Here is a 16,446-nt window from a genome sequence, read left to right on the forward strand (position 1 = left end):
TGTGTCTCCACGGTCGTCCTGCTGCGCCGCGCGGCGGCGGCGCAGCAGGACGACGCGATGTGTCAGTCCGCGACGACCGGTTCGAGGCTGGTGAGGACCAGGACCGTCGTCCGAGCGCGCGTCGAGAGCGTCGCGTAGGGGTCCTCTTCGGTCGGCCACCCGGTGAACCGTGCGTTGCTCGCCGCGCCCCACTCGGGGCCGGGGAAGAGCGGCGCGACCGGTGCGGTGTCGGCGAACAGCGCCTGCAGCCGGCTCATGATCTCGTGCTGCGCGGCCTCGTCGGATGCCGCCGCGAACTGCGCGAGCAGCGCGTCGGCCTCCGGGTTGCCGTAGCGGTGGTAGTTGTCGAACGTCTGCTCGCCCACCGGCTTGACCGTCTCGGTCGACATCGCACCGCGGTAGAACTGGTACGGCGTGGGGGCGTTCGCGCTCCACACGATGCCGGAGTCGAACGTGCCGTTCTCGTAGCCGGCGACGACGTCGCCCCAGTCCTTCGCTGCGACGGTGACGGTCACGCCGAGTTCCGCGAGGTTCTGCGCGATGACGTTGCCGACCGACACCCAGTCGCTCGAGGTCGAGCCCACCGAGAAGTCGAACGCGAACGGTGTGCCATCGGGGAGGACGCGCTTGCCGTCTTCGCCGAGGGTGATGCCTGCCTCGTCCAGCAGTTCGCCGGCGCGCTCGAGGTCACGGGCGGTCCACGTGCACGACTCGACGACGGCCTCGTCGCGCCACGAGTCGTACGAACCGGTCAGGCCGGTGCAGTCAGCGGGGCGCGTGTATCCCTGCATGCCGATCTCGGTGACCTGCTCGCGGTCGACCGCCATGGACAGCGCCTTGCGGACGTCCGCGTCGTCGAACGGCGCCTTGGTGGTGTTGAACTGCCAGTTGATCATCGATCCGGTCGGCGGAAACCAGAAGAACCGGTTGTCGGGGTCTTTCGCGACATAGGCCTCGTCGATGTTGGGGATGAACTGCGGAGCCCAGTCCACGTCGCCGTTCGCGGCGGCGAGGTTCGCGCCGTCGTTGCCGGAGAATGCGAGCATCCGGATGCCTTCGATCTTCTGCTTCTCGGGCTGCCAGTAGTTCGGGTTCTTGCCCAGGTCGAACGACTGCGCCTGGAAGCTGGTCACCTCGGTGTAGGGTCCAGTGCCGACGGGCTCCTCGTTGGCGAACTTGGTCGGGTCGTCGACGTCGGCCCAGACGTGGGCGGGTGCGATGACCTGCTGGCCGATGTCCAGCAGCGCGGGAGAGAACGGCTGATTGAAGTCGAACTGCACGGTGTGCGGGTCCACCGCGGTCACGGACTCGATGTAGTCGAATCCGCCGCGCACCTCGCGCTGCAGGTCGAACGACACCACGACGTCGTCGGCGACGAACGGCTCGCCGTCGGACCACTTCACGCCGTCACGCAGGTGGTAGGTGATGCCGGTGCTGTCGGGCGCGACTTCCCACTCGGTCGCCAGCCACGGCGTCGTCGAACCGTCCGCCGGGTTGTAGACGAGCATCGACTCGAAGATCGCCTGCTGCGTCATCGGGAAGTCGGGGTTCGCGAACGGATTGAAGTTGCGGTCGAACGTCCCCATGTCTTCACGGGGGATGGTCAGCAGCTGGGAGCCGTCGAGCGAGTCCGCGGACTCGCCTCCGCCGGCGCTGCAGCCGGAGAGTGCGAGTGCTGCTGTGGCCGCCATTGCGGCGGCGATCAGCACCGCTTTGCGGTGAACTGTCATGATGAGGGTGTTCCTTTCTTCTTCGTTGAAGCCGAAGGGGCTGCGCGTCGGACGGGATGTCCAGTCACACCGACGCGCGTTCGAGGAGCGGGCAGTCGACCGTCACGGTTCCCGTGCCGGTCGACTGACCCGCGATCATGGCGGCGAGGAGATCCACGCCTTGGGCGCCCATCTGTCCGAAGGGCAGTGCGACCGTCGTCAGGCCCGGCCTCAGGTACGCCGCGATGAGCTCCTGATTGTCGAACCCGATGACGGCAACGTCTTGGGGAATGCGCAGACCGCGCTCCTTGATCGCGTCGTATGCGCCCATGGCCATCCGGTCATTGGCGCAGAAGATCGCGGTAGGCGGATCGGCGAGATCGAGCAGGGCGGATGCCGCGACGTACCCGCCGTCGGCGGTCGCGTGTCCGGAGATCTCCAGGCTCTCGTCGAGCGCGATCCCCGCCTCACCGAGCACTTCGTGGTAGCCGACACGACGGCCGACGGCTGCCGGGATATCGGGGTCGAGGTTCACGAACCCGATGCGCCGGTGTCCGGCTGCGAGGAGGCGCTCGGTCGCGCGGCGACCGCCGACGCGCTCATCGGGGACGATCGCGGGGTATCGTCCTTCCGCGTCGTAGCAGTTGACGAGAACGGTGGGCACTTCGCGTGCGATCTCCGGGAGCTCGACCGCCCGGTGCCACGTCGCCGCGTAGAGCAGCCCTTCCACGCGCTGCTCCAGGAGCCGCTCGATCGCGGCGGTCTCGGCATCCCGATCCGACTCCGTGGACGCGATGAGCAGGTACTTCTCGTCGGCGAACGCCCGATCCTGGGCGCCCTTGATGATGTCGACCGCGAACGGCGCCGTAACGATCTCGGTGACCAGCCCGTACCAGTCGCTGCGCTGCTGCGCGAGGGCGCGAGCCCCCGCGTTCGGCCGATATCCGAGTTCGGCAGCGGCCGCGAGTACCCGGTCCCTCGTCTCGTCCGCCAATGACACCGAGTGCCGACCATTCAGGACCAGCGACACAGCAGTACGCGATACCCCGGCGTGCAGAGCGACGTCCTTCATGGTGACTGGCCGTCGAGTCATCTTTGACATGAATGTGAATCTGCTCTCAAGAGGGGAACTAACCCGAGTTAGTTCTGTGCGGGACGAGACTAACGCGAGTTAGTCGATGGGTCAAGTGCGGAGCGACCGCACCTCACCCGACCCAGTCGGACCTCGTGATCGCACTATGGACAGAGTGCGCGTCCCTGGATCGTCAGCCCAGTGCGCGCACCATCGCGGCGATGGTCGACGGCCCGATGCGACAGCATCCACCGATGACGTGTGCGCCCGCCTCGGCCCACGCCGTCGTGAGTGCGAGGTCGAATTCCGGGTCGCCGATCCATCGGCGTGCTGCGCCGTCCCATGTCTCGCCCGAGTTGGGGTAGGCGATGGCGGGTTTGCCGCTCGCGGCGGTCGCCGCCCGCACCGCCGGCAGCACATCGTCGGGTGCGCAGCAGTTCACCCCGACTGCCACGATGCAATCATGGCCGGCGGCGAGGGCGAAGGCTTCGGCTGCCGGCCGGCCGTCGCGAAGTCGATCACCGGAGACCGTGCACGACAACCAGGCGGGGATCGCGAACTCGTCAGCGAGCTCCAGGAGCACCGAGACCTCGTCGAGGTCCGGGATCGTCTCGAAGGCGAGCATGTCGGGCCCCGCGCTCGCGAGCAGTTCCATTCGCGGGGCGTGGAAGTCGCGAAGCGCTGCGCGGCTCAACCCGTACCGGCCGCGGTACTCGGATCCGTCGGCGAGCACGGCACCGTAGGGACCCACGGATGCCGCCACCAGACGGACGACGTCGTCATCGGTCGACTCGGCGACGTCGTCGCGCACCTCGCGGGCGATCCTCACGCTCCGCGTGATGAGGCCCTCCGCTTCGGTGCTCGTCATCCCCTCGCGCTCGAACCCGGCGACGCTCGCCTGATAGCTGGCGGTCGTGGCGACCTGCGCGCCTGCGTCGAAGTACGCGCGGTGTACGGCGGCCACCTCGCCCGGAGCGTCGCGCAGCAGTCGGGCAGTCCAGAGCTCGTCGGTGAGATCATGACCCCGTTCGGCGAGCGCATTGGAGAGTCCGCCGTCGAGCACGATCACGCGAGGTGCCGTCGGGTTCGTCACCTGCTCATCCTCCCCGATCGGGTCAGGGCAGAGTCTGTGGCACGAGGCTCGACGAGGCACCCCGACGACGGAAACGTCGCGTCGAGGGCCGCCTCGAGATCTGCGAGCAGGTCGGAGGTCTCCTCGATGCCGACCGAGAGACGCAGATGACCGAACGTGCGGAAGGGCAGCGGGTAGGCGGCAACGCGACCGCCCTCGGTTCCGGTGTGCACGATCAGTGAGTCGTCGTGCCCGAGAGAGAAGCCCGACGTGATGAGCCGGAGGTTGGCGACGAACCGATTCTGCGTGTCGGGATCGCCGGCCACGGCGAAGGCGATCATCCCGCCGTACCCGCGACCGCCGAATTGCCGCGTCGCCAGGTCGTGTTCGGGGTGCGACGGCAGGCCGGGGTAGTAGACGTACTCCACTCGCGGATCGCACTCCAGGAACTCCGCGACGGCGAGCGCGGATGCCAGGTGCTGCCGGAGGCGCAACGGGAGGGTCACCGAACCGCGGTGAATCTGCCAGGCGTTGAAAGGCGAGATCACTCCCCCGACATCGACCATGGCGTCGGCCTTGATCGGCTCGATGAGTTCGCGCGAGCCGATGACGGCGCCGCCCATGGCGTCGCCGTGACCGTTGATGTACTTCGTCAGGGAATGGACGACGAGATCGGCGCCGTCGGCGAGCGGGCGGTAGAAGGGCGGTGGAGTGAACGTGGAGTCCACCATGAGGATCGCGCCGGCGGCATGCGTGATCTCTGCGATCGCACCGACGTCCGCCACCTTGGTGGTGGGGTTCGCGATCGCCTCGATGCAGACGAGCCGGGTGTGGGGGCGGAAGGCGGCGCGCAGTGCGTCCAGGTCGCCGACGTCGACGAACGTCGCCTCGATGCCGTATCGCTGCGGCAGGAGTTCGGTCCACAGTCTCCAGGTCGCCTCGTACGTGACGTCGCTGACGATGACGTGATCGCCGACGCGGACGTGCGTGAAGAAGACGGCGTGCAGGGCGGCGACGCCGGAGGCGAGCGCCACGGCGTCTTCGCCGCCGTCGAGGGCGGCCAGCTTGTCTTGGAGGCCGGCCTGGTTGACGCCGGTGTTCCGGGTGTACAGCCCTGGCGCGGAGGCGGACCAGCTGATGTCGCTCGGATCGTCGGGAAGCTCGTAGGAGTTCGCCATCACCAACGGCGTCCGCAGCGCCTTCGTGGAGTCGAGGCGATTGCCGCCGTGCACGGCGAGGGTGAGGTCTGACAGGGTCTCAGCCCGTCGGCGGTCCGGCCGTTGCGACATTTCGTTCCTTACTCTCCCGCGAAGAGACGTGCCATCAGGGGAGCCATCTGTGACAGCATCCCGATCTACGGTACTGTGTGATATTGACACTTGCAATTGCCAATCACGCACGGAGGCATGATGGCCGCATCGCATCTGGACGACATCGACCAACAGCTGCTCGCAGCCTTGACTGCGGACGCGAGGATGCCGATGGTCGCTCTGGCCGGCAAGGTGCATCTGTCGCGCAATGCGGTGCGGCAGCGCATCGAGCGCATGGAGCGCGACGGCGTCATCGCCGGCTACAGCGTCATCAGGGGAACCGCGTCGCGGCCACGCGTGACAGCGATGGTCATGGTCTATCGCGTCGACAGGATGCGGGACGATCGGGTGATCGCCGCATTGCGGGGCATCCCGGAGGTCACTCGCTGCGACGTGCTGTCGGGAGCGTACGACCTGTTCGTGACGCTGGAAGCCGACTCGATGGATCGCGTGGGTCACATCTGGGAGCAGATCGCGGCCCTGCCCGGCGTGGCCGACACCGTGACCGCGGTGTCGCTGTCGCGCGCGATCGATCGCCGGTGACGCTGCCGCCCGGGCAACCGGGCGGCAGCGCCTGAGTGCGCGAGGAGCGCTGCCGCCTCTTCTCGAGAGAGCTCTGAGTGCTGCGCCACCGCGTCGGCGATCGGGATGCCGGTGCGAAGCGCGTACTGAGCCGCGTGGGCGGCCGCCTCGTAGCCGATGGACGGCACCAGGACCGTCACCGTGCCGATGGACGATGCGACGTAGCGCTCGAGCACGGTGTCGTTGGCTTCGATGCCCTCCACGCAGAATCGGCGCAGCGCCGAGACGCCGTTGGTCACCCAGCTCAGCGACTGCAGGAGCGAGTGCGCCATGATCGGCTCGAAGGCGTTCAGCTGCAGCTGGCCGCTTTCGGCGGCGACGCCGATCGTCACGTCGGCGCCCATGACCGCGAACGCGATCTGGTTCATGACCTCGGGGATCACCGGGTTCACCTTGCCCGGCATGATCGACGACCCGGCTTGCCGCGCCGGCAGGTGGATCTCACCCAGCCCCGCCTGCGGACCGCTCGCGAGCAGCCGTAGGTCGTTGCTGATCTTCGACAGCTTGATCGCGCTGCGGCGGAGCACCGCGGACGACTGCAGGAAGGCACTGGCGTCCCAGCTCGCCTCGAACAGGTGCGCCGCCGGGGTCATCGGGAGTCCGGAACGCTCACGGAGCCGTTCCAGAGCGATCTCGCGATAGCCGGCCGGAGCGGTCACTCCGGTTCCCACGGCGGTCCCGCCCAGGCTGCACTCCAGCAGCAGCGGCACCGTGTCGCCGATGCGCACCACGTCTTCGCGGATGGCGACGGCGAACGCGGCGAACTCGTCGCCGAGCGTCATCGGCACGGCATCCTGCAGCTGGGTACGGCCGATCTTGACCATCGAGCCGAACGCGACGCTTCGCTCCTCGAACGCCGCAGCGAGCTCCTCCAGCGCCGGCATGAGCCGCAGCAGGCCTTTCGCCACGGCGATCTTGACCGCAGTCGGGTAGACGTCGTTGGTCGATTGGCTCCGGTTCACGTCGTCGATGGGGTGAACCAGGTCGTAGCGGCCGCGCGGCAGCCCCAGGTGCTCCAGGGCGGCGTTGGCGATCACCTCGTTGGCGTTCATGTTCGTGCTGGTGCCCGCGCCGCCTTGCAGCACGTCGACACAGAACTGGTCGTGCAGCTCGCCGTCGCGCACCCTCCGGCAGGCGACGGCGATGGCGTCCGCCACGCCTGCCGGCAGCAGCCCGAGCTCGTGGTTGGCGGCGGCAGCAGCATCCTTCACCGTGACGAGCGCGTCGATGAGATCGGGATGCTGTGAGATCGGCGTGCTGCTGATCGTGAAGTTCTCGAGGGCCCGGGCCGTGTGGATGCCCCAGTACGCGTCGGCAGGCACCGCCAGCTCGCCGAGCGAATCGCGCTCGAGTCGGGTCTCGGGGCGGTTCATGTGTTGATGCAGACGACCTTGGGCTGGGTCATCTCCTCGTACGCGAATCGCACGCCTTCGCGGCCCATGCTGCCGTACTTCGAGCCCCCGAACGGCATGCTGTCCACGCGGTAGTCGGAGGAGTCGTTGATCATCACGCCGCCGGCGTCGAGCTGCTCCGACACGCGAAGCGCACGTGCGATGTCGCGGGTGAAGGTGGCAGCGTGCAGCGCGTAGTCGACATCGTTCGCCTGCGCGATCGCCTGCTCCTCGGTCTCGAACGGCGACAGCACGACCACCGGCGCGAACGCCTCGTCGGCCCACAGCTCGCACGAGAACGGTACTCCCTCGACGACGGTGGGCCAGTACACGCCCCCCTCCCGGCGGTGGCCCGCGAGCACGCGCGCGCCCGCCGTGACGGCATCCTCCACGATCCGCTCAGCGGCCTCGGCGGACGCGGTGGAGATCATCGGGCCGACATCGGTGGTTTCGTCTCGCGGGTCGCCGGCCTTCAGAGCGATGGTCTGCGCCGCGAAGCGGTCGCGGAACTCCTCATACACCTCGGTCTGCACCAGGATGCGCTGCGCGCCCACGCAGTTCTGCCCGGCAGCCCAGAACGCTCCCGACACACATGCCTCGACCGCGGCGGGAATATCGGCGTCCGAGAACACGATGACCGGAGCGTTGCCGCCCAGTTCCATCGCGAGCTTCTTCAGACCGGCGTTGCGGGCGATCGCCTCCCCTGTCGCGAACCCTCCGGTGAAGGAGACCATGCGCACCTCGCGGGCCGAGGTGAGCGCCTGCGCCAATTCACGGTCGCCGTGCACCACGGTGATGATCTCATCGGGCAGGCCCGCGTCGATGAGCAGGTCGACGAGGAACCGCGCGGTCAGCGGGGTCAGCTGCGACGGCTTGAGCACGACGGCGTTGCCGCCGGCGATCGCCGGCCCCAGCTTGTGCGCGACGAGGTTCAACGCGTCGTTGTAGGGGGTGATGGCGACGATGATGCCGAGCGGCTCGCGGGTGAACCACCCGCGGCGGTTCTCGGACCCCTGGAACGCATCGAAAGGGACGACCTCTCCGGCATCGGAGCGGGCCGCGTCGGCCGACAGGGAGAGCGTCATGACCGCACGAGACACCTCCTTCCGCGCCTGCCGGACGGTCTTTCCCGCCTCACGCACGATCAGGTCGGCGGCGGTCTCGGCTCGCTCGCACAGCAGCGCAGACGCTCGCTGGAGAATCTCGTGCCGCGAGAACCGCGACAACGACCGCGACAGCTGGAATCCGGTACGAGCACGCTGCAGAATCTGCTCGAGCTGGGCCGGCCCGTTCTGCGGGACGGCACCGATCACCTCTCCGTCGAAAGGGCTCGTGACGATCAAGTCGGGGCACCCGGAGGTGATGGCCTGCGTGCCCTCCACAATGCTCACCGGCCGGCCTCGACGCGAGCCCGCTGGTGCGCGTCGATCGCGATGATGTCCGACAGCAGGGCGTAGGCGGTCTCGATGCGCCCCGCACCGGGGCCGGAGACGGTCACGGTGCCGAGCAGATCGGTGTCGAACGACACCGCGTTCGTGGGTCCGGTGACGCTGGCGAGCGGGTGCGTCAGCGGCAGCGCCACCGGCTCGACCTTGGCGGTGACCGTTCCGGCGGCGCTGCGGAACGCCGAGCCGATCAGCTTGTAACGCTTGCCCTGCGCAGCCGCGTCGATGATGTCGGCGGCCGAGACCTCGGAGATCCCCCGCCGGGTCACATCGGCCGTGGTGATGTCGGCACCGAGGAGCTCGTTGGCGAGGATCACGACCTTCAGCTGCACGTCGGAGCCTTCGATATCGGCCGTCGGATCAGCTTCCGCGTAACCGAGCGACTGAGCCTCCGCCACCGCGCCGTCCAGCGTCATGCCCGACTCCATCTGACCGAGCACGTAGTTGCTGGTGCCGTTGAGGATGCCCTCGACCGCGTTGATGCGCAGCCCCTGAAGCGTCTCGGACGCGAACCGCAGGATCGGCGTGCCGCTGACCACCGAGCCCTCGTACTGGAACGTGACGCCGTTCGCAGCCGCGAGGCGGTTCAGCTCGCGCCCGGCCAGCGCGACCGGGCCCTTGTTCGTCGTGGTGACGCTCTTCCCGCTCTCCAGCGCAGCACGCACGTGCGAGATCCCCGGCTCCCCGTCGATGGGGTTGGTGAAGGTGGCTTCGACCACGATGTCGGCCGTGCTGTTGCGGATCACGTAATCGTTCTGCGGCGCCGCCGTTCCCCCCGGCCGGCCGGCGAAGGTCTCACCGTCGCGCATGGCGAACACGTCGGCCAGGTCGATGCCCTCGGCCTGCATGAGCGATCCCAGACGGAGGTCTGTGATCGCCACGACACGCAGGGCGAAGCCGAGGTCAGCGGCGAGTTCGTCGCCACGGTCGAGGATGATCTGCGCCAGCGCACGGTTGACGCCGCCGAAGCCGATCAGCGCAATGTCATGACGGTCCACGTCGAGCTCCTTGAAAGAATCGGGAAGAGGTTCGACTCAGCATCCCCAGCGGTCGCGTCAGTCCGCGCCTGACGGATCGCTCGCACAGGATGCCGAACTGACCACCGCGGAGAAGGTCTGCCCGAATCGCCCTTGCACGCCGCTAATTCCCGCTGATGCCTTGTGCACCGACCCCCGCGCCCCGTAATCTGCCCGACACGCGCGTCGTGCATCATAGACACATGGTTGTGATGATGTAGCACGGCGACATTCCAACACCGACTCCCGACTCGAATGCGAGAAGTCATGAGCCCGCTGCCCGACCAGAGTGCGCTTCCGAACGCCCTCCCCCACACCACCGCGACCCAAGTGCCACTGCGACGACTGCAGCGCTCCATGGACGCGCGACACCTGATCATGATCGCCCTCGGCGGTGTGATCGGCTCCGGACTCTTCTTGAGTTCGGGCTACACCATCAGCCAGGCCGGCCCGCTGGGTGCGATCATCGCCTACCTGATCGGTGCGTTCGTGGTCTGGCTGGTGATGGCCTGCCTCGGCGAACTGGCGCTGGCCTATCCCGTCTCAGGCGCCTTCCACATCTACGCGGCACGGTCCATCGGCCCCGCCACCGGCTTCACCACCGCGTGGCTGTACTGGCTGTGCTGGGTCGTCGCCCTGGGCTCGGAGTTCACGGCATCCGGCATCCTGATGCAGCGCTGGTTCCCCGGCGTGGACGTATGGGTCTGGTGCCTGATCTTCGCGTTGGCGCTGTTCACCATCAACGCGATCTCGGCGAGGGTCTTCGGTGAGACCGAGTTCTGGTTCTCGCTGATCAAGGTGGTCGCCATCGTCGCGCTCATCGTGCTCGGCGGCATGGCGATCTTCGGCTTCACGCCCTTGTCGACCGAACACCCCGCTGCCCCGCTGTTCAGCAACTTCGTCACGCCGGAGGGTTTGTTCCCGGGCGGCGTCGCCGGCGTCGTCGTCACCGCCCTCGCCGTCTTCTACGCGTTCAGCGGTTCGGAGCTGATCGGCGTCGCCGCGGGTGAGACCAAGGACCCGGGCAAGAACATCCCCAAGGCGATCCGCTCGACGGTCTTGCGCCTGCTGATCCTGTTCGTGGGGTCGATCACCGTCATCGCCGCGCTTCTCCCCTATGAGGATGCCGGGCTGACCAGCAGCCCGTTCGTGGACGTGTTCGAGTACGTCGGCATCCCCTACGCCGCCGACATCATGAACTTCGTCATCATCACCGCGTTGCTCTCCGCCGGCAACAGCGGCCTGTTCTCGTGCGCGCGGATGCTGTTCTCCCTCGCGGAGGAAGGGCACGCGCCGCGGGTGCTGCAGCGCCTCACCCGCCGAGGAATCCCGCTCGTCGCACTCACTGTCAGTCTGGCGCTCGGCCTTGTCTCGCTGATCTCCAGCGTGATCGCGCCGCAGACGGTGTACCTGGTGCTGGTGTCGATCGCGGGTTTCGCCGTGGTCGCCGTGTGGATGTCGATCGTGGCGTCGCAGTTCTTCCACCGCCGCCGGTTCGTGCGCGAAGGCGGCGACATCACGACGCTGCCGTACCGCACCCCGCTGTACCCGGTGCTGCCCATCCTGGCGTTCGTGCTGCTGTCGATCTCGCTGGTGGCCATCGCGTTCGACCCGAACCAGGTCGCCGCCCTGTACTTCGGGGTTCCGTTCGTGGGGCTGTGCTACCTGTACTTCTGGTGGCGCTACGGACGCCGTGGCGCGCGCCCGGTCGTCGCCGTGTCGGAGGAGGCCCCCGTCGACGAGGCGGACGACCCCGTCGCAGAAGAGCCCGTGCGGCAGTCCCGCGGGTAAACCGCGCCGACCAACCACCTTTACGCATGCGCACCACGAGTCCTGTCTGGGTCGAGATCGACGCGGGCGCCATCGCCCACAACCTCGACGTCGTACGAGGCGAGGTCGGCATCACGACGCGGCTCTGCGGGGTGGTGAAAGCGGATGCCTATGGACACGGCATCCCCGTCGTCCTGCCGATCCTGATGACGGCTGGTGTCGACACCATCGGGATCACCTCGAACCAGGAAGCCGAGGAGGTACGCCGGCTGGGATTTCCGGGACGCATCATCCGCCTCCGGGCGGCACTGCGCGACGAGATCCAGGAGGGTGCCCGGCTCGATATCGAAGAGTGGGTGGGCGGCGGCGATCACGCGCGTGTCGTGGTCGCCGCCGCCCGCGCGCTCGGGCGTCCTCTCCGCGTCCATCTCTCCCTCAACTCCACCGGGCTCAGTCGAGACGGAATGGACTGGGACGACCCTCAGGCGCAGCCTCACCTGCGACGCATCGCCGCGAGCCCTGAGCTCGCGATCGTCGGAGTCTGCTCGCACTTCCCCTGCGAAGACGCCGACGATGTGCGCGCCGGCGCCCTTGCCTTCCGGAACCAGGCCGGCGCGGCCGAGCGGGTGCTGGGCGCTCCGCGCGGCCGATTCGAGAAGCACTGCGCCACCTCGTACGCGGCGCTGACCGTCCCCGACTCGCGCATGGACATGGTCCGGATCGGTGCGGCACTGTACGGCGACACCTCGGCCGCGATTCCTGACCTGCTCCCCGCCATGCGGCTGGTGTCGCGCATCGCGGCGATCAACCCTTACCCGGCGGGCAGCACGGTCGGATACGACAGGGCCGCACGCATCGATCGCTCCAGCCGGCTGGCCGTCATACCCGTCGGCTACGCCGACGGGTACCCGCGCACGCTCGGCGGCCGGGCGCACGTTCTCGTCCACGGCACCTTCGCGCCGGTCATCGATCGGCTGGCCATGAACAGTCTGGTGATCGACGTGACCCAGGTGCCGTCGGCTCAGGTCGGCGACGAAGTGGTACTTTACGGGCGGCAGGGATCCGCACAGATCCGTTCCGCCGACATCGAACGGGCAAGCGGAACCATCGCCGCCGGCTCGTACACCGCGTGGGCTCGGCTGAACCCGCGCGTCGTCGTCGACGTGCCGGCCTCCGAATCGGTCCCCACCGGGTGACCGGCCCCTCGTCCATCGGCCCAGAAAGCACCCCAGATCATGAGCGCCCCGTCCTCACTGCTGCAGGGTCTCGCGCTGCTTGACGCGGCGGTGGCGCAGGAGCGATCGGGAAGGCAGGGGCACAACGCCTCACGTCTGGCCGAGACCACCGGCATCGAGCGCAGTCGCGTCTCGCGCCTCACACGCGAGCTGCGGGACCTGGGCTACCTCGATCGCGACAACGCCGCGGTGCTCAAGGCGGGCGACGGCTACTTCCGCGCCGCCGGGGCCCTGAGCCGGCCGTGGCTCCGAGCAGCACGTGAGAGTCTGCGCGTGCTCGCCTCCACGTTGGGGGTTTCGGCGCAACTGGTCGCCGCCGAGGGCTCGGGCGCGATCCTGCTCCGTTCCGAGAAGGGCCCGGGCGTGTCCGCGGACTACCTGCGCCCCGGCATCCTGACCCCCATCTGGTGCACCGGACCCGGCCGGGCCCTCCTTTGGGACCACACACGCGATGACCTCGAAGCCCTCCTTGCCGACGTGCAATTCGTCGGAGTCGGCGGCCCCGGCGCGGCAAGATCGGTCGATCAGCTCCATCAGCTGCTCGAGCGGGACCGCGAGCTCGGCATGGTGGACGCCCGCGAGGAATACGTCGAAGGCGTGCGGGACTTCGCACTGCCGATCCGCGATCAGCGCGGCATCGTGGTCTCCATCGGCATCAGCAGCGGCGGCCTCTCGGAGCGCCGCACACGCGAAGCGCAGAGTGCGCTTCGCGACGCCTGCGCGCGGCTGAGCCAGCTCATCCAGGAGTCGTGAGCAACCCGCTCCGGCTCACTCGCCCCGAGCCTCGCCCGCGCCGAGCATCGCCGACAGACGCTCGGCGGCGTGGACACACGCCGCTCCCAGAGCCTCCGACCTCGACTCCAGGCGGCGCCGTTCCCCCACGATCTGCAGGCCGGCGATGACTTCGCCCCGGAAGTCCCACACCGGCGCCGAGACCGAGTACAGGCCCGGCTCGGCCTCCTCCGCCACGATCGCGTAGCCCCTGGCCCGCGACTCCTTCAGGCGCACGAGGAACTCATCGACCGATGCGGCGGCGTTGGGACCGGCGCTGCGGAAGCTCGTGCGGCTGAACACACCGCGAACCTCCTCATCGGAGGCATCCCACAACACCGCCTGACCCGCGTCACTGCAGAACGCCGGATACGCTCGCCCGACCCACGAGCCGATCAACCGGGCGGCGGGCGGCACACTCTCGACGATCGTGACCGTCGCATCGCCCTCGAGGACTCCGAGGAAGCACGCCTCACCGACATCCGCTGACAGCTCGTCCAGAATCGAGAGGCCGTCGCTGCGCAGACGCCTTTCGACCAGCTGCTCCGCCGAGGCGTACCAAGCCCACGCCAGTCGGTAGCGACCGTCGGGGCCTCGCGACACCAGCCGCTCCTCCGCCAGCGCGGCAAGGGTGCGAGAGACCTGCGAGCGGTCGCGCTGCAGCGCTCGCGCAATGGTCTGCACCGATACGCCCTGCCCGCTCGTTGCGGACATCTCCGCTACGCAGGACACCACGTCCATCCCGCGGCCCATACTGGTCCGCTCGGGAGCGACATCGTCACGCAGGGTCACAAGGAGAGGATATCGAGGTGGCCCGTTGCGGCTCGGCTCGCCGCTCGGGTGACGAGCGCGGAAAGGGGGTGCCGCGCATGCCGGATCTCGTATGGCACAGCCGGGAGCAGCGGATCCGCACGAACCCGGCACCATGCCGCCGCGGCCCTGCGTCCGTTCAGCGCCGCTCCACGTCCCCCGAACCCGACACGCGCACGTCCGTACTCGGGTCACCCGAGTACGTGACCTGACCGCTGCCCGAAAGGTCGACCGAAAGACTGTCTCTCGCAGCGACGTCGACCTCGCCCGACCCGGAGAGGTTGACGACGGCATCCTGCGCCTCGAGCTCCTCGGCGTCGACGGATCCGCTGCCCTCCAGGTCGACGGAGAGCTCGGCGGCAGAGCCCGTCAGCGTGACGTCGCCCGAGCCCGAGAGGCGCACCTCGACCCGATCAGCCGAGATGCCCGACCAGTCGACGTCTCCCGAGCCGTCGATGTCGAGCTGCACGGTGCCGTCCGCCGACACGGTCGCCTCGACATCGCCGGAGCCGGTCAGTTGGATCAGCTCCAGTCGTGGCACAGTCAGCTCGTACCGCACGTCGCCGAACCCCATCGTGAAGCCGGGCTCGGCGCCCAGCACGAGGGTGTCGCCCTCAACCTCGGAGGTCAGGCGATCGATCGCCCCCTCCGGCGCGTGCACCGTGAGCGCCGGCTCCCCCTCAGACACGACAAGATCACCGGAGGTGTCGAGCACGACGTGCGACACCTCGCCGATTTCCCGCTCCTCGGAGGTCATCGGCCCGACGGGGATCATCAGTGAGCACGCTGACAGGGCGAGGACCGACGCCGCAACGGCGAGGGCGCTGGGCAGCTGGCATCCGTTCTGGTTCATCGGTGACTCCTTCCGCCATCGAAGGTCTGCCGACAGGTCCTCAGCGACCGTCGACCTCCCGTCGCCGGACGAAGGGCGAACGCGTGGAGCCTGAGCGCTCCCAGCCACGCCGTCCTCACCATGATGGAACGACGAGCGGGCTCGTGCCACCCACCTCCGCACCGGCGCACCGTCCTGGGCGAAGTGGATGCTTCGCCCAGGCACGGCCTCGCTCCCCACCACGACGACCGACCCCGACCTGATGGTGCGGGTCTCAGTCGGGTTCAGCCGAACGCGACGTAGCGAGCGGTGGTACCGCGGAAAGTGCTCGCCGGGCCGGCGTACGCTGCTCCCGGCGCAGCAATCGAAGGGGGCGGCGTCGCAGGGCGGCGATCGACGAGTCTGCGGTGCACAACCTGACGGTCGCCGCGCAGACGGAAGAGCGCGCCTGCTCGAACGATGACCCGGGCCGCAAGCGACGGCACGGGTGCTTCTGCGTGATGCGCGCCGGCCGCACCGGCGCAGGCGACCGGCGGGACGGACGGAATCGCGAAGGGCTTGCGGTCACGCGGCTTCGGCATGGCTCTGACATTCGATGCAGGCGGCCGCGTACGGGAGAACCTCGAGCCGCTCGGGGGCGATCTGCCCTCCGCACCGGGTGCAGCGGCCGTACGTGCCCTGGGTGATGCGATTGAGCGCCGCGCTGATCTGCTCGATCGCGATCCGGTGCGACGCCGCCGACTGGTAGGCGACGGGATCGACGCTCGGGAGAGCGAACGGCTCGAGTTCCTGGAGGACGGCCAGCCGTTCCTCGAGCCGCCGCTCGAGCTCGCGCTGCACGCCGTCGAGCGGAACGGGTTCGGTGGTCTTGATGGACATTGATGCTCCTCGGGGTACAAAAAAAGCGCCGCAGATGCGACGCGCGGGTGTGTCCGGTTGGACCGATCGTTCAGATCGGACATCACGGGGGCGCGACGCGACGGATGGGCTGCACGGACAGACCATCCGCGTCGCGCCGCCGGGGCGGCAGCACCTCGTGACGGGCGCCCGCGATGTCGACCACTGCCGTCACCACGGAGGCGTCGGCGAGACGCTCTGTGCGGTGTGGGCGGGTCATCGGGGTCATGGCCATCACCATAGCCCGCTTCCAGAAAAAGGCAAGTCAGCGGATTTTTCTGCGCTCGAGGTGCGCGAGTTGACTTCCCCAGGAAGACGGCTATGGTCGTGGGTTCACCCGCCAGCCACCCAGGGGAAGCGAGTCCGCATGTCAGGCCGATCACCGCGAGCACGCGACACGAAGAAGGTCGCCCGCTCGTCACCGAAGGAGAAGCGCGCCGAGAAGCGCGCGAGCCAGGAGTCACGAGCGTTCATCAAGCCACGCAAGGGCGCGTCCGGTTGACGAACGGCGCGGGCTCCTCGCTGTGAGGAGCC

16 protein-coding genes are annotated in these 16,446 nt (G+C 68.5%); 5 read left to right on the top strand and 11 right to left on the bottom strand.

Annotated features, from left to right (window positions below):
- Nucleotides 1-62: 62 nt before the first annotated feature.
- From ASF40_RS16530 to ASF40_RS16545, 4 genes are all read right to left on the bottom strand, one after another.
- Nucleotides 63-1,730, bottom strand: a complete 1,668-nt coding sequence (locus tag ASF40_RS16530; RefSeq protein WP_056370991.1) for an ABC transporter substrate-binding protein — start codon at nt 1,728-1,730, stop codon at nt 63-65.
- Between the two features lie 64 nt (nt 1,731-1,794).
- The gene (locus tag ASF40_RS16535; protein WP_056370993.1) at nt 1,795-2,811 is read right to left on the bottom strand and encodes a LacI family DNA-binding transcriptional regulator; all 1,017 of its coding nucleotides are present in this window, start codon (nt 2,809-2,811) and stop codon (nt 1,795-1,797) included.
- A 163-nt stretch (nt 2,812-2,974) separates the two neighbouring features.
- Nucleotides 2,975-3,874 carry a homocysteine S-methyltransferase gene (mmuM, locus tag ASF40_RS16540; protein ID WP_056370995.1) on the bottom strand — a complete coding sequence of 300 codons (900 nt, stop codon included), beginning with the start codon at nt 3,872-3,874 and terminating at the stop codon, nt 2,975-2,977.
- Entirely contained in the window at nt 3,871-5,142 is a 1,272-nt protein-coding gene (locus ASF40_RS16545; RefSeq protein ID WP_235560263.1) for a trans-sulfuration enzyme family protein, read from the bottom strand. The genes mmuM and ASF40_RS16545 overlap by 4 nt, the downstream gene beginning before the upstream one ends.
- A 117-nt stretch (nt 5,143-5,259) precedes the next feature.
- Between ASF40_RS16545 and ASF40_RS16550 the strand changes: the two genes are divergently transcribed.
- The gene (locus ASF40_RS16550) at nt 5,260-5,706 is read left to right on the top strand and encodes an Lrp/AsnC family transcriptional regulator (RefSeq protein ID WP_235560264.1); all 447 of its coding nucleotides are present in this window, start codon (nt 5,260-5,262) and stop codon (nt 5,704-5,706) included.
- On the opposite strand, the gene ASF40_RS16555 is transcribed toward ASF40_RS16550, so the two are convergent.
- From ASF40_RS16555 to ASF40_RS16565, 3 genes are read right to left on the bottom strand one after another with little or no spacing between them, the layout of a single operon-like run.
- A complete protein-coding gene (locus ASF40_RS16555) occupies nt 5,619-7,118 on the bottom strand; it encodes an aspartate ammonia-lyase (protein WP_082497119.1) in 1,500 nt (499 codons plus the stop codon). The two genes, ASF40_RS16550 and ASF40_RS16555, sit on opposite strands and share 88 nt — an antisense overlap.
- Nucleotides 7,115-8,527, bottom strand: a complete 1,413-nt coding sequence (locus tag ASF40_RS16560; protein ID WP_082497120.1) for an aldehyde dehydrogenase family protein — start codon at nt 8,525-8,527, stop codon at nt 7,115-7,117. The genes ASF40_RS16555 and ASF40_RS16560 overlap by 4 nt, the downstream gene beginning before the upstream one ends.
- On the bottom strand, nt 8,524-9,579 hold the full coding sequence (locus ASF40_RS16565; protein ID WP_056370997.1) for a homoserine dehydrogenase: 1,056 nt from the start codon (nt 9,577-9,579) through the stop codon (nt 8,524-8,526). Before ASF40_RS16565 ends, ASF40_RS16560 begins: the two co-directional genes overlap by 4 nt.
- A 285-nt stretch (nt 9,580-9,864) precedes the next feature.
- Between ASF40_RS16565 and ASF40_RS16570 the strand changes: the two genes are divergently transcribed.
- The 3 genes from ASF40_RS16570 to ASF40_RS16580 are packed head-to-tail and all read left to right on the top strand — an operon-like array spanning nt 9,865 to nt 13,355.
- A complete protein-coding gene (locus ASF40_RS16570) occupies nt 9,865-11,388 on the top strand; it encodes an amino acid permease (protein ID WP_056370999.1) in 1,524 nt (507 codons plus the stop codon).
- A gap of 26 nt (nt 11,389-11,414) precedes the next feature.
- Nucleotides 11,415-12,563 (top strand): alanine racemase, encoded by a 1,149-nt coding sequence (gene alr, locus ASF40_RS16575; RefSeq protein WP_056371000.1) that lies wholly within the window; start codon nt 11,415-11,417, stop codon nt 12,561-12,563.
- A gap of 39 nt (nt 12,564-12,602) precedes the next feature.
- The gene (locus ASF40_RS16580; RefSeq protein ID WP_056371002.1) at nt 12,603-13,355 is read left to right on the top strand and encodes an IclR family transcriptional regulator; all 753 of its coding nucleotides are present in this window, start codon (nt 12,603-12,605) and stop codon (nt 13,353-13,355) included.
- A gap of 15 nt (nt 13,356-13,370) precedes the next feature.
- Here the strand turns inward: ASF40_RS16580 and ASF40_RS16585 are convergent, their stop codons facing one another.
- The 4 genes from ASF40_RS16585 to ASF40_RS21265 all read right to left on the bottom strand — a co-directional run bounded on the left by ASF40_RS16585 (nt 13,371) and on the right by ASF40_RS21265 (nt 16,141).
- The gene (locus ASF40_RS16585; protein WP_082497121.1) at nt 13,371-14,165 is read right to left on the bottom strand and encodes an IclR family transcriptional regulator; all 795 of its coding nucleotides are present in this window, start codon (nt 14,163-14,165) and stop codon (nt 13,371-13,373) included.
- A 157-nt stretch (nt 14,166-14,322) separates the two neighbouring features.
- Nucleotides 14,323-15,036 (bottom strand): head GIN domain-containing protein, encoded by a 714-nt coding sequence (locus tag ASF40_RS16590; RefSeq protein ID WP_056371007.1) that lies wholly within the window; start codon nt 15,034-15,036, stop codon nt 14,323-14,325.
- Between the two features lie 543 nt (nt 15,037-15,579).
- On the bottom strand, nt 15,580-15,894 hold the full coding sequence (locus ASF40_RS16595; RefSeq protein ID WP_056371009.1) for a TraR/DksA family transcriptional regulator: 315 nt from the start codon (nt 15,892-15,894) through the stop codon (nt 15,580-15,582).
- 82 nt (nt 15,895-15,976) lie between these two features.
- Nucleotides 15,977-16,141 (bottom strand): hypothetical protein, encoded by a 165-nt coding sequence (locus ASF40_RS21265; RefSeq protein WP_162239864.1) that lies wholly within the window; start codon nt 16,139-16,141, stop codon nt 15,977-15,979.
- Between the two features lie 138 nt (nt 16,142-16,279).
- Between ASF40_RS21265 and ASF40_RS21620 the strand changes: the two genes are divergently transcribed.
- Nucleotides 16,280-16,414, top strand: coding sequence for a hypothetical protein (locus tag ASF40_RS21620; RefSeq protein WP_268776140.1), 135 nt, complete (start codon nt 16,280-16,282; stop codon nt 16,412-16,414).
- The last annotated feature ends 32 nt before the right edge of the window (nt 16,415-16,446 follow it).

This window comes from Microbacterium sp. Leaf288, from assembly GCF_001422925.1.
GTDB lineage: Bacteria > Actinomycetota > Actinomycetes > Actinomycetales > Microbacteriaceae > Microbacterium.

Excerpts from the sequence above, each read along its gene's own strand:
- ASF40_RS16530 (WP_056370991.1), bottom strand. The coding sequence starts at position 1,730 with ATGACAGTTCACCGCAAAGCGGTGCTGATCGCCGCCGCAATGGCGGCC.
- ASF40_RS16535 (WP_056370993.1), bottom strand. The coding sequence starts at position 2,811 with ATGTCAAAGATGACTCGACGGCCAGTCACCATGAAGGACGTCGCTCTG.
- ASF40_RS16545 (WP_235560263.1), bottom strand. The coding sequence starts at position 5,142 with ATGTCGCAACGGCCGGACCGCCGACGGGCTGAGACCCTGTCAGACCTC.
- ASF40_RS16550 (WP_235560264.1), top strand. The coding sequence starts at position 5,260 with ATGATGGCCGCATCGCATCTGGACGACATCGACCAACAGCTGCTCGCA.
- ASF40_RS16555 (WP_082497119.1), bottom strand. The coding sequence starts at position 7,118 with ATGAACCGCCCCGAGACCCGACTCGAGCGCGATTCGCTCGGCGAGCTG.
- ASF40_RS16570 (WP_056370999.1), top strand. The coding sequence starts at position 9,865 with ATGAGCCCGCTGCCCGACCAGAGTGCGCTTCCGAACGCCCTCCCCCAC.
- alr (WP_056371000.1), top strand. The coding sequence starts at position 11,415 with ATGCGCACCACGAGTCCTGTCTGGGTCGAGATCGACGCGGGCGCCATC.
- ASF40_RS16580 (WP_056371002.1), top strand. The coding sequence starts at position 12,603 with ATGAGCGCCCCGTCCTCACTGCTGCAGGGTCTCGCGCTGCTTGACGCG.
- ASF40_RS16590 (WP_056371007.1), bottom strand. The coding sequence starts at position 15,036 with ATGAACCAGAACGGATGCCAGCTGCCCAGCGCCCTCGCCGTTGCGGCG.
- ASF40_RS16595 (WP_056371009.1), bottom strand. The coding sequence starts at position 15,894 with ATGTCCATCAAGACCACCGAACCCGTTCCGCTCGACGGCGTGCAGCGC.
- ASF40_RS21265 (WP_162239864.1), bottom strand. The coding sequence starts at position 16,141 with ATGACCCCGATGACCCGCCCACACCGCACAGAGCGTCTCGCCGACGCC.
- ASF40_RS21620 (WP_268776140.1), top strand. The coding sequence starts at position 16,280 with ATGTCAGGCCGATCACCGCGAGCACGCGACACGAAGAAGGTCGCCCGC.